This is a genomic window from Arthrobacter sp. Z5-13 (assembly GCF_056499105.1).
The window spans coordinates 1,842,925-1,855,589 of the sequence record NZ_CP096460.1 but is presented as its reverse complement, the minus strand read 5'-3'; the positions used below and the strand labels follow the sequence as shown (position 1 = coordinate 1,855,589).

The 12,665-nt window shown below is 62.6% G+C and carries 8 protein-coding genes and 1 riboswitch; of the genes, 1 reads left to right on the top strand and 7 read right to left on the bottom strand.

Annotation, left to right across the window (positions count from 1 at the left end; genetic code table 11):
* Positions 1-29 precede the first annotated feature (29 nt).
* From rplU to M1E02_RS08785, 3 genes are all read right to left on the bottom strand, one after another.
* Positions 30-338: a 50S ribosomal protein L21 gene (rplU, locus tag M1E02_RS08795; protein ID WP_247045937.1), complete on the bottom strand. Its 309-nt coding sequence runs from the start codon at positions 336-338 to the stop codon at positions 30-32.
* 342 nt (positions 339-680) lie between these two features.
* Positions 681-2,261, bottom strand: a complete 1,581-nt coding sequence (locus tag M1E02_RS08790) for a bifunctional hydroxymethylpyrimidine kinase/phosphomethylpyrimidine kinase (RefSeq protein ID WP_479377668.1) — start codon at positions 2,259-2,261, stop codon at positions 681-683.
* A riboswitch (TPP riboswitch) is annotated at positions 2,244-2,341 on the bottom strand. (Overlaps the previous gene by 18 nt.)
* Positions 2,342-2,459: 118 nt before the next feature.
* A complete protein-coding gene (locus M1E02_RS08785; RefSeq protein ID WP_479377667.1) occupies positions 2,460-5,717 on the bottom strand; it encodes an Rne/Rng family ribonuclease in 3,258 nt (1,085 codons plus the stop codon).
* A gap of 501 nt (positions 5,718-6,218) precedes the next feature.
* Here M1E02_RS08785 and M1E02_RS08780 point away from each other — a divergent pair.
* Positions 6,219-6,896 carry a vitamin K epoxide reductase family protein gene (locus tag M1E02_RS08780; protein WP_479377666.1) on the top strand — a complete coding sequence of 226 codons (678 nt, stop codon included), beginning with the start codon at positions 6,219-6,221 and terminating at the stop codon, positions 6,894-6,896.
* 96 nt (positions 6,897-6,992) lie between these two features.
* On the opposite strand, the gene ndk is transcribed toward M1E02_RS08780, so the two are convergent.
* The 4 genes from ndk to ileS are packed head-to-tail and all read right to left on the bottom strand — an operon-like array spanning position 6,993 to position 12,618.
* On the bottom strand, positions 6,993-7,406 hold the full coding sequence (ndk, locus tag M1E02_RS08775) for a nucleoside-diphosphate kinase (protein WP_479377665.1): 414 nt from the start codon (positions 7,404-7,406) through the stop codon (positions 6,993-6,995).
* Between the two features lie 40 nt (positions 7,407-7,446).
* Positions 7,447-7,911 (bottom strand): DUF4233 domain-containing protein, encoded by a 465-nt coding sequence (locus M1E02_RS08770; RefSeq protein WP_247045801.1) that lies wholly within the window; start codon positions 7,909-7,911, stop codon positions 7,447-7,449.
* A 3-nt stretch (positions 7,912-7,914) separates the two neighbouring features.
* Positions 7,915-9,276 (bottom strand): bifunctional folylpolyglutamate synthase/dihydrofolate synthase, encoded by a 1,362-nt coding sequence (locus M1E02_RS08765; protein WP_479377664.1) that lies wholly within the window; start codon positions 9,274-9,276, stop codon positions 7,915-7,917.
* A gap of 3 nt (positions 9,277-9,279) precedes the next feature.
* The gene (gene ileS / locus M1E02_RS08760; RefSeq protein WP_479377663.1) at positions 9,280-12,618 is read right to left on the bottom strand and encodes an isoleucine--tRNA ligase; all 3,339 of its coding nucleotides are present in this window, start codon (positions 12,616-12,618) and stop codon (positions 9,280-9,282) included.
* Positions 12,619-12,665 lie beyond the last annotated feature (47 nt).

Here is a 12,665-nt window from a genome sequence, read left to right as displayed (position 1 = left end):
CTGCTGAAAACCTGAACAGTAACCAGTGGCTACTTGATACCGGTGATCTTGACCTTGGTCAATTCCTGACGGTGACCCTGGCGCTTCTTGTAGCCGGTCTTGTTCTTGAACTTCTGGATGACAATCTTCGGACCACGGAGGTCCTGGAGGATTTCAGCCGTAACAGTTACCTTAGCCAGATCCGCAGCTGCGGACGTGATCTTGTCACCGTCTACCAGGAGCAGTGCGGGCAGCTGAATAGTGCTGCCGGCTCCACCGGTGACGCGGTTCAGGGTAACGAAGTCTCCAACGGAAACCTTCTCTTGGCGGCCGCCTGCGCGGACAATCGCGTACACCACTTGGGAACTCACTTCTCTCGACGTTTCTTACTAAATTTGCGTGCGGAACCTGGGTCCGGTTGTTTGGCCTGGCTCACGCTGTGCCTCAACGCCGTGGATTCCTCAAGGAAATCCGTGAGCTAGCCCGGAAACAATGTCCACTTGTTTTCCAAGTGGCCCGTTCCCGAGGTCAAAACCCAAGTGTTGGCGTAAGCACCGAAGATCTAGTTTACGCTAATTTTGCCTTCGGCCGCAAATGAGGCTGGTTCCGGGGCTGAGTACGTGATAGGGGCCACAACGGCTTACCTGACGACTTCCCGAACCTTGCCCCATGATCTTACAGGCTCCCTGCCCGCTTCAGGTTCACGCGTGCAGGCGTGGCGCGTCGAAGAATTCCACCTCGTAGAGGGAGGACTGCCCGAACGCCACCACCATTGCTTGGCGCTCGGCTTCGGAACCTGCCAGTGCGGCCCTCTCGGTAAACCCGATGGCCTGGCGTGTTGCGGCGGCAAACTCCTCGTCCGCATAAGTCCGCAGCCAGTCGGCGTAGGCATGTCCCGCCGGAGCTCCGGTGGCCTGGAACTCCGCGTGAAGAGTGGCTCCTACTTCTGCGTAAAGCCAGAAGCATGGCAAAGCAGCAGCAATAAGCACGCCGTAGCTTCCCGCCAGCGAGCTGGCCAGGAGGTGGTCCACGTATGACTTTGTCACTGGCCCCAGCACTGACTGGACGGGGCGGGTGCTGAGCCAACTGCGGTGGAGTTCTGATTCAACTTCCAGGCACTGCTGGGCGGACCGCGCCCAGAATAGCTGTTCCTCTTCGCTGGGAGCCATCGCGGATGCCCTTGCGAGCACCCTCGAATATCCGTTCAGATAGATCGCGTCCTGGCTGAGGTAGTAGGCGAACTGCTCTTCGGGTAGGGAGCCTTCAACGAGGCCACGGATGAAATCGAGACGGTATATGGATGACAAATGATGGTCAGCGCTCTCGCGCAGCTCCGCCATGAAGGCTTTTCCGGGCTGCACTGCTGGCTGCCCTTCGAGCACGACTTCGGGGGTTTGATGGAAGTCATGGAAGTGATGGAAGTGATTAACCGGACCTGCTCCCCTGCCCACCTCCAGGATGTCTGATTCTTCCAAGGCTCCACGGAGCCAGGGCTTGACCTCCCGAAGGGCCTCTTCCCAGTTTCCCAGCCGCGCTTGGGCCGTCGCCAAAGCTGACGAAAGTGAACATCCCGTTCCGTGGCTGTTCCTCGTTGGCACACGGTCACCCGGAACCACCACCACCTCCGCCTCGAGCCCTGCCACGGCGCTTACGAGGGCATCCGGGCACTCCCCGCCGTCGAGATGCCCACCCTTAACCAATACGGTGGCGCCGGTGACGGCGGCAAGGCGTTTGCCCTGTTCCAGTGCCGCTTCCCAATCCGGCGCCAGGGGCTCCTTCAGCAGCATGGCGAGTTCTGCGAGGTTGGGCGTGAGGAGATCAGCAAGCGGCAGCAGCGCACGCAGTGCTGATTCGGCGGATTCCTGGAGCAGCCGGTCCCCGCTGGTGGCCACCATGACAGGATCCAGGACCACGACGCCGGGACGCACCTTAGTGAGCCAGCTCCTGACCACCCCGATGACATCAGCGTCTCCGAGCATCCCGATTTTCACGGCATCCACGACGATGTCGTCGCTGATGGCCTCCAGCTGTTCGGCCAGGAAGGCAGCGGGCGGCACATGGACGGCCCGGACGCCTTGGGTGTTCTGCGCTGTGAGTGCCGTAACCACTGCCATTCCGTAGCCGCCATTTGCAGCGATGCTCTTCAGGTCTGCCTGTATTCCGGCACCGCCTGACGGGTCTGAGCCAGCTATCGCCAGTACTCGGGGGATGGCGCGGAGAACCGCTGGGGCAGTATCGGCAGCCGCAGGTGACTGCAAAAACGTAGAGGACAAAGGAGACATCCCTTCGCCGGTACTAACCGGACAGGTTCAACGGGTTTGGATCTCAGCCGGCCCTTTGCGCGGCACCCCGTGTCAGGAACCCAGCCTAGCGGGTGCGGGGGAATGTTAAACAGCTGAAGCCCGGACCGGGTGATTCCGGTCCGGGCTTCAGCCCTACCTAACGCCTATTGACTGCAGGGGCATTGACACACCCACTCTTTACAGCTCCGAGGCAGGCACTCCCACACCGAGGATGATGGGCTCCCCTGCCGAGGCGGCCGGCTTGGCGGGCGCCTCCGGAGCCTTGGCCGCGTGAGTGGAACCGGTGGCGGCAGGCGCATCCTGGTTCTGCTCGACGGCGGTCTCGTTCGCGGCTCCCTGCGCACGGCTGGCGCTGCGGTTACGGCGTCCCCGCCTGGAGGAAGAACCTGCCGTGGCCGGAGCCGCACGTACCTCTGAGGCAGTGGCCGCCGCGGTGGCAGGCTTTTGGGTTTCCTCAGGCTTCCGCGTTTCCTCAGTCTCCTGTGGCTGGTCGCTCTGTTCACCAAGGTGGGCAAAGGCCTCAGCCAGCAGATCCAGGGTCAGCTCTGGTGTCCCCGTGGACGCTTCACCCGCGTGGTCCACGAACGGCAGAACCACTCGTTCACCGCCGAAGGTAAGGACTGCGGCGGGACGTCCACCGGACGTCTCCTCGCCCTGGCCGCTTCGCCCGGCCTCGGAACCCGCCTGAACGGGCTCAGCTGCCTGCGCCCGCGACGTTTCCCGCGAGCGGGAAGGTGCCTGGGCAACGGATTCCGAGCGGACAGCTTCCCGTTCTGCACCGGTTGTACTGGCACGGGCTGCCTGAATGTCGTCGTCATGAAGGTGGGCTGCATGCGCGGCGGCGGCAATGTTGGCCAACGCTGCCCGGGTAGCCTCGGCCTTAGCGTGGCGTTCGGCGTCGGTGGGTTCAGCGTGGACGGGTGCCGGAAGGGTCAGTGGCTCGCCCAGGGCCTGTCCACCCTTGCCGCGACGCCGCTTGCGCTCTGTCCGCGCAGCAGGCTGCACTTCGGCACGCGGCACGTAGTGCTCTGCTGCAACGGTGTTGGCCCTGCGGTGCTCCACGGGCTCGTCATGCGTGACAACGCCGCGGCCCGCGCAATGCTCGCACTGCTCGCCGAAGACCTCAAGGAGGCCGGTACCCATCCGCTTACGGGTCATCTGGACCAGGCCCAGGGAGGTAACTTCAGCCACCTGGTGCTTGGTCCGGTCCCGGCCCAGGCACTCGACCATCCGGCGGAGCACCAGATCCCGGTTGGACTCCAGGACCATGTCGATGAAGTCGATAACGATGATGCCGCCGATGTCCCGCAGGCGCAGCTGGCGGACGACTTCCTCGGCAGCTTCCAGGTTGTTCTTGGTGACGGTCTCTTCGAGGTTTCCGCCGCTGCCGGTGAACTTGCCCGTGTTGACGTCCACTACCGTCATCGCCTCAGTACGGTCGATCACCAGGGAGCCACCGGAGGGCAGGAAGACCTTGCGGTCCAGTGCCTTGTGGATCTGCTCATCGATGCGCCAGGCCGAGAAGATGTCCTGGTCCTTGGTCCACTTTTCCAAGCGGCCAACGAGGTCCGGTGCCACGTAGGTCACATAGGCCTCGATGGTGTCCCAGGCCTCCTCGCCGGAGACGATCAGCTTCGAGAAGTCCTCGTTGAAGACGTCACGGACCACCTTGATGGTGAGGTCAGGTTCCCCGTAGAGCAGTTCCGGCGCCAGGACCTTCGTGGAGGTCGCCTGGCTTTCAATGCCCTCCCACTGTGCGCGGAGGCGGTTGATGTCGTGCGTCAGCTCTTCTTCGGAAGCTCCCTCGGCCGCAGTGCGGACGATGACGCCCGCATCTTCGGGCAGGCGGTCCTTGAGGATCCGCTTGAGCCGGTTCCGTTCGACGTCGGGAAGCTTGCGTGAGATTCCGGTCATGGAACCGCCCGGCACATAGACCAGGTAGCGGCCCGGCAGGGAAATCTGGCTGGTGAGGCGGGCTCCCTTGTGTCCTACGGGGTCCTTGGTGACCTGCACGAGCACGGAATCGCCTGACTTGAGTGCGTTCTCGATGCGGCGCTGCTTGCCTTCCAGGCTTGCAACATCCCAGTTGACCTCGCCAGCGTACAGCACGGCATTGCGGCCGCGGCCGATGTCGACGAACGCAGCTTCCATGGACGGCAACACGTTCTGGACCTTGCCCAGGTAGACGTTGCCGATCAGTGAATCCTGCTGGGTCTTGGACACGAAGTGCTCGGCCAAAACGCCGTCTTCGAGAACTGCGATCTGGATTCTGTCGTCGCGCTGGCGGACGATCATCTGCCGGTCAACGGATTCACGGCGTGCCAGGAATTCAGCTTCAGTGATGACCGTACGCCGGCGGCCCGTGTCACGGGATTCGCGCCGGCGCTGCTTCTTCGCTTCAAGGCGGGTGGAACCCTTGACGCTGGTGACGCGGTTACTCACCGGAGCCTCTGTGACGGCGCGCGGTGCGCGGACCCTCGTTACCGTGTTGGGAGGATCGTCGTCTCCCCCGCCGGTAAGTTCAATGTCCTGGTCACCACGGCGGCGACGACGACGGCGGCGCGACGTAACGCCGTCGCCCAAGACTGCAGTCCCCTGCTCATCAGCTTCCGCTTCACCGGCGTCACCGTCGGTGTCCTCCGTCTCGTCTTCGGCCTCACGGTCGGTTCCGCGGCTACGGCCACGGCGGCCACGGCTACGGCGACGGCGGCGGTTGCCGGATTCGTCCAGTTCGCCCTCGTCAGATGTGTTCTCGGCTTCATCTTCGTCCTCGGCAACAGGTGCCGGTACAGGCCTGACGACCGTACTGAGATCTGGCGCCTGAAAAATCATGGAGGTCACCGAACCGGGTTCCAGGAACAAGGAACCCACCGCGCCGGCCGTCTCAGGCTTGGGCTGCTCTTCGGCCGCTACTTCCGTGGTTTCCTGGCGTTCCTCGGCAGCTTCAGTGTCCTGGCCGGGAGCAGGAACAGCGGCACCGGCAGACTGCACAGTGTCAGCTGGTGCTTCGGCGGGCTCCGGAGTTGTACCGGCGGCTTCCTCTTCCACCGTGGCAGCAGCTGCTTTTGCACGGCTGGCACGCCGACGCACAGGCTTCTTCTCCGGGGCGTCTTCCAGGGCGGGATCTACTGCTGCTTCCCCAGCGGATGCTGCCTCCTCGGCAGGTGCTGCCTTGCCGGTGACGATCGCTTCCTCGGCGACGGCGGACTCTGCTGGTTTGCGGGCACGGCTCCGCTTGGCGGGGGCAGCCTTTTCAGGTGCCGCGGTTGCTTCACCCGTGTCCGTGGCGGCAGCGTCCTGATCGATGGGGATGCCCTCTGCGGTGACGGCCTGTGCCTTGGGGATGGCTTTGCGGCGGGTCCGGGTGGCCTTCTTTGGCGCTTCGGGTGCTTCCGCAGCGTCGACGTTAACGGCTACAACTTGGTCTTTATCCATATGTGGCTATACTCCTGCCCCTGACGTACCGCCACATTCGGCACCCATTGGGGCACATATTGTCAAAACCCGCAGGCATTGACAGAAGTCAATTGAATACCCTCAGGTTCGCACCGGCAGTGGGGTGCGGCAGCCCTGGAGGGCCGGCGAAATTGTTCTGAAAACCCGTTGTTCTACCAGCCACAACCAGGTGCCGTCCAATGGCATTGCGGGATAGGCCGTGATCGAAGATCCCCGGCGTGCCCTGCTCATCATTGGCGGTCTTGGGAAACAAGTCACCGGACCGGAATCCGAATGTGGTTCGTCTTCCAGCCACGTTCATTCTCTCACACGAGAAGTCGATTCAGCGGGGACGCGCACAACAGTGGCTACAGTGCCGGCGACTCAGAGGGACTATCACGCAGTGGAGTATCACGTATGCTCACGCCGTCACACCGCGCACCCAGAGTCCGGCGTTACAATCGGGCAAAGACCACTCAACACAAAGGACGCATCAAGCTCATGCCCAGCATCTCCAAGACCACTGGCGGCGCTGCGCCTGCAGAGGGTTTCACCGACGTAGCCGGAAGCCCCGAGGAGCAGGGGTTGCCTCCGATGACCCGCGCCCGCCCGTTCGGCTGGCTCCTGGTTACCACGGGCATCATCGGCTGGCTCGCGTCGGGAATTCTGGTTCTCGAGAAACTCGAAACGCTAAAAGATGCCAACTACACCACCGTATGCGACGTCAACCCTTGGATCTCCTGCGGTCAGGTCATGCAGCAGTGGCAAAGTGAAGTCTTCGGATTCCCCAACATGTTCATGGGAATCGTGGCGTTCGCCATCATTATCACCACGGGCATGGGGCTGCTTGCCGGGGCCACGTTCGGCCGGTGGTACTGGCTGGGCCTTCAAACCGGGGTGACCCTGGGCTTCATCTTCGTGGTCTGGCTCTGGTATCAGGCACTGTACGACATCCACATCCTGTGCCCGTTCTGCATGGTTGTCTGGGCTGCCATGATTCCGCTGTTCGTCTGGGTGACGATCCGCAACGTCAGCCACAAAGTCATGCCCGTTCCCGCCCGTCTGGCAAAGATACTTGGCGATTATGGCTGGATCATCACGGCACTCCTGTACGTAGCCGTTATCGCCTCGATCTTTTTCGCTTTCCTCAACATGTTTGTTGGCAACGGCAGTTTCTAGAGCGCCGAGAGTGCAGATAAGGCCAATGTCCGGGCCGGACATTGGCCTTATCTGTCATCTCGGGGGGCTAAGTGGCCCCAGGAGTTTGCGTGCCTACTAGAACCAGATGGCGATCTCGCGCTCGGCCGAATCGACGGAATCGGAGCCATGGACCAGGTTCTGCTGGACCTTCAGGCCCCAATCACGGCCGAAGTCGCCACGAATGGTTCCGGGAGCGGCGGTGGTGGGATCGGTGGTGCCCGCCAGCGAGCGGAAGCCCTCGATCACTTTGTGGCCTTCGAAGATGGCAGCAACCACCGGGCCGCTGAGCATGAATTCCACGAGGGGCTCGTAGAACGGCTTGCCGGCGTGCTCGGCATAGTGCTGCTCGAGCAGTTCCCTGCTGGCATTGACCTTTTTCAACTCGGCAAGGGTGTAGCCCTTGGCCTCAATCCGGCTCAGGATGATGCCGCTCAGGTTCCGGACAACGCCGTCGGGCTTGATCAGTACGAGGGTGCGCTCAACGCTCACAGGTGCTCCAAAGTAGTTGGTGGTGGGGTTCTCCGTAAGTCTACGGGGTTTCGCTCCCTGCTTCGGGCTCGCTTCCGACAGGATGCGAGGCTTCCCATTCGGCCTGTTCACGCTCGCGCTGTGCGGCTTCAGAGTCGAGCCGGATGCCGGTGCGGATGCCGTACCACCAGGCAAGCGCGAACAGCCCGCCAACGAGGAACATCATGGGTTCCACGAGTCCGGTAAGAATCAACACAAGCTGCAGCACCCACCCGAGGCCTACGCCCCAGGGTTTGGACAGCACGGCACAGGTGAAAACGAGGACGAGACTCAACGCGATGCCGACGGAAAGGATGAGCACGGGAGAAATTTCCCCGCGCCGCAGGCCAAATACCGCCAGGGTGGCGAAGAAGGCCACGAAGCCCTCAAGCAACAGGACAGTCGAAGCGAACATTACCTTCGTGGAGCGGCGTTTCTTCGGCATGCCCGGCTGCCATTCACGCTGGGCCTTGGTAAGTCTGGCCATTGCTTAGACCTCCGTCTTCCCCAGCAGGATGCGGGCTTCTGCAACAAGGGTGATGGATCCGGTCACCAGGACACCGCCGGAGAGGTCGTCATTTGACTCTGCGCGCTCCACGGCCCATTCGAGGGCGTCGTCCAGCTGGGCGGCGACGTGGACGTTGTCCTCGCCGAATCCCAGGTCAAGGGCCAGCTCTTCAAGGTCTTCCGCCGGGACTGCGCGGGGCGAGTTGGACTGCGTAAAGCAGTATTCAGCGGCCAGATCGCCCAGTGACTCCTTGAGCTGTCTGAGAATCTCCTCCGCATCCTTTTCCTTGAGCACTCCCACTACAACCACGAGCTTGGTCAGAGTGAAGGCTTCATGGATTGCTTCGGCCGAGACCCGGATTCCTTCAGGGTTGTGGGCCGCGTCCACGATGATGGTCGGTGCAGTCCGCACCACTTCCAGGCGGCCGGGCGAGGTGACGGAGGCGAAAGCCTCCTGGAGGATTTCGGCGTCGAGCTCTTTTTCCCCGCCGCCGAGGAATGCCTCAAGGGCTGCCACGGCCACAGCCGCATTCTCAGCCTGATGCGCGCCGTGCAGCGGCAACAGCAGGTCCTCGTAGCGGCCTGCGAGGCCCTGGATGGTCACAACCTGGCCGCCGACAGCAACGGTGCGTGAGGCAACGCCGAACTCGACGCCCTCAAAGCGGAACGGAACCTGGACGTCCTTCGCCTTTTCCAGCAGCACCTGTGCTGCGTCCACCGGCTGCGCTGCGCTGACCAGGAATCCTCCGGGCTTGATGATGCCCGCTTTCTCGTAGGCGATGTCCTCAGTGGTGTCGCCGAGCAGGTCCGTGTGGTCCAGCGAGATGGGTGTGATGACGGCGACCTGCCCGTCGCCCACATTGGTGGCGTCGGTGATGCCGCCCAGGCCCACTTCCATCACGGCAACGTTGACCGGCTGGTCTGCAAAAACAGCGAAGCCGAGGATGGTGAGGCATTCGAAGTAGGTCAGCCGGGGCTGGCCTTCGGCAAGGAGCTCTTTATCCACAATGTCCAGGTAGGGCCGGATCTCGTCCCAGATCCGCACGAAGGTTTCATCCGGTACCGGCGAGCCGTCAATGCTGATCCGTTCCGTCACCTTGGAGAGATGCGGGCTGGTGTAACGCCCGGTGCTGAGGCCGTGCGCGCGCAAGCCTGCCTCGATCATCCGGGCGGTGGAGGTCTTCCCGTTGGTGCCGGTGATGTGGATGATCGGGAAAGCCTTGTTCGGCTCCCCCAGGATTTCCATCGCCCGGAACAAGGGGGCAAGCCGCGGCTCCATCTTGTTTTCGGGGGCACGGCCCAACAGTTCGGCGTAGACGCTTTCTACGGAAAATTCGTCAGTCATTGCTCAGGCCCCTATTTTTTCGACGGCGATTCGCGGTTCTGCCGAGTCGGCGGGAGTAGCGACCAGATCCACAGTGAGTGTCTCGGTCTTGACCAGATCCGCATTGGCCAGCAGGGAGTCCACGATGCCCTGTGCCGCTGTGACAGTCGTCCGGATACGGTCACTGACGTTCAGTCCGGCATCCTTGCGTGCCTGCTGGATGGCGCGGACCATGTCGCGTGCCAGGCCCTCTGCTTCGAGTTCAGGCCTGACTTCGATGTTGAGGACCACGAATCCGCCTCCTGGCAGCACCCCGGCTGCCCGGGATCCGGTACCCGCTGCGGAATCCGCAACGACAGTCTCCAGCGTGTACTCCTGCGGCTCCAGTTCCAGGCCACCGGCCGTAACCACCCCTGCTTCGTTAACCGACCAGTCACCGGACTTCGAGCCCTTGATGGCCTGCTGGACGTTCTTCCCCAGACGCGGTCCCGCGGCCCTCGCGTTGACCACGAGTTTCTGCTCGATCCCGAACTCCTCCGGGGAGGCGCTGGCGGCGTCGAGCAACCGCACTGAACGCAGGTTCAATTCATCGGCGACGACGGCGGCGAAACCTTCCAGCGCATCTGCGCCGGGTGCCACCACAGTGAGTTCCTGAAGCGGCAGCCGCACACGGAGGTTCGCTGCCTTACGGAGGGACGAGCCAGTGGAGCAGATCTGCTGGACACGGTCCATTGCCTCGACGAGGCGCGCATTGGCAGGGAACAGCCCGGCGTCCGGCCAGTTGGCCAGGTGCACGGAGCGCCCGCCCGTCAGTCCGCGCCAGATCTCCTCGGACACGAGGGGCAGCAAGGATGCGGAAACGCGGCAAACAGCCTCAAGTGCGGTGTAGAGCGCGTCGAAGGCATTCACGTTCTCGTCGAAAAAGCGCTGACGGCTGCGGCGGACGTACCAGTTGGTGAGCATATCCAGATAGCTGCGGAGTTCATCGCAGGCACCGGAGATGTCGTAGCTGTCCAGCTGCGCGGTCATATTCCGCACCAGATCACCGGTGTTGGCCAGCAGGTACTGGTCCATGGTGTCCGTGTAGCCGTCATAGCGGAGCTTGGCTTCATAGCCGTCGCCACCGGCCGAAGCGTTCGTGTACAGCGTGAAGAAGCTGTAAACGTTCCAGAGCGGCAGGATTACCTGGCGGACGCCGTCGCGGATTCCCTGCTCGGTGACCACGAGGTTCCCACCACGCAGGATGGGGCTGGACATCAGGAACCAGCGCATCGCGTCGGAGCCGTCGCGGTCCAGGACCTCGGACACGTCAGGGTAGTTCCGCAGGCTCTTGGACATCTTCTGCCCGTCAGAGCCCAGCACGATGCCGTGGCTGATGACGTTCCTGAAAGCCGGACGATCAAACAGTGCCGTGGACAGGATATGCAGCATGTAGAACCAGCCGCGGGTCTGCCCGATGTACTCCACGATGAAATCTGCGGGGTTGTGGGTGTCGAACCATTCCTCGTTTTGGAACGGGTAGTGGACCTGGCCGTAGGGCATGGAGCCGGAGTCGAACCAGACGTCCAGGACGTCCTCCACACGGCGCATGACCGACTGGCCCTCTTCCGGAGTCCGGGGGTCGTCCGGGTTGGGCCTTGTCAGCTCGTCGATGAAGGGCCGGTGCAGGTCAACCTGGCCGTCCTTGTTCAGCGGCAGCCGGCCAAAATCTGCCTCAATCTCTGCAAGCGAGCCGTAGACATCGGTACGCGGGTACTCGGGGTCAGTGGACTGCCACACCGGGATGGGGCTGCCCCAGTAGCGGTTCCGGCTGATGGACCAGTCGCGGGCGTTTTCCAGCCACTTGCCGAACTGCCCGTCCTTGACGTTGCCCGGGATCCAGTTGATTTCCTGGTTGAGCTCGGACATGCGGTCTTTGAACTTGGTGACTTCCACATACCAGGAGGACACGGCGCGGTAGATCAGGGGGTTACGGCAGCGCCAGCAGTGCGGGTAGCTGTGCTCATAGCTGGCCTGGCGGACCAGGCGTCCCTGCGCCCGGAGCACCTGTGTGATGGGCTTGTTGGCGTCGAACACCTGCAGCCCCACGATGTCGTGAAGGTCTCCGTGGGCGAAGAGCGGCAGGAATTTGGCACCCTCATCCACGGACAGGACCACTGGGATGCCGGCCTCTTCACAGACCTTCTGGTCATCTTCACCATAGGCCGGGGCCTGGTGGACGATGCCCGTGCCGTCCGTGGTGGTGACGTAGTCGGCCACCAGGAATCGCCAGGCGTTCTCCGTGCCAAACTTCTCGGCGTCGCTGAAGTCATTCCAGAGCGGCTGGTACTGAAGCCCGTCAAGCTCAGCGCCTGTGACAGTGACCGTCACGGCGGCCTGGGCGGCTTCAACACCCGCCGCGCCATCGCCATATCCGAGGTCCTTTGCGTACATACCCAGAAGGTCCGCAGCCAGAAGGAAGCTTCCGGTCACCGGCGCTTCAGGGGAGGCGGCTTTGATGCCGTTAGGACCCGCCGGAAGCACGGCATACGTGATGGACGGTCCGACGGCGAGCGCCAGGTTGGTGGGCAGCGTCCAGGGCGTTGTGGTCCAGGCGAGCGCCTGCACCCCTTCGAGGCTCCGGGACAGTTCCGATGTTCCTGCCTTGATGGGGAACGTCACGGTGACGGTCTGGTCCTGGCGGTTCTTGTAGACGTCGTCGTCCATCCGCAATTCATGGTTGGAGAGCGGTGTCTCGTCCTTCCAGCAGTACGGCAGCACCCGGTAGCCGTTGTAGGTGAGGCCTTTTTTGTGGAGCTGCTTGAACGCCCAGAGCACGGACTCCATGTATTCGACGTTGAGCGTCTTGTAGTCATTTTCAAAGTCCACCCAGCGGGCCTGGCGGGTGACGTAGTTCTTCCACTCATCGGCGTACTTCATGACCGAGGCCCGGCACGCGTCGTTGAATTTGTCGATGCCCATGGCTTCGATCTGGGTCTTGTCCGTCATGCCGAGCTGTTTCATGGCTTCGAGTTCCGCAGGAAGCCCATGGGTGTCCCAGCCGAACCGGCGCTCGACACGCTTTCCGCGCTGCGTCTGGTAACGGCCCACCAGGTCTTTGGCGTAGCCGGTCAGGAGGTGGCCGTAGTGAGGCAGACCGTTGGCGAAGGGCGGGCCGTCGTAGAAGACGAACTCGTTGCTGCCGGGGGCGCCTCCCGGAAGATCCGAAGGGCGCTGGTCGATGCTCGCCTGGAATGTCCCGTCCTGGTCCCAGTACTTCAGGATCCGCTCTTCAATCTCCGGAAATTTCACGGAGGCGGATACACCTGAGGTAGGGGAGGCTGCACCGGTAGGTGCGGCCGAGGCCTTGGGGTAATGGGTCATTTCGACATCCTGGTTTGAGCTGGTGAATAAGTGGATTCATTCAGGAT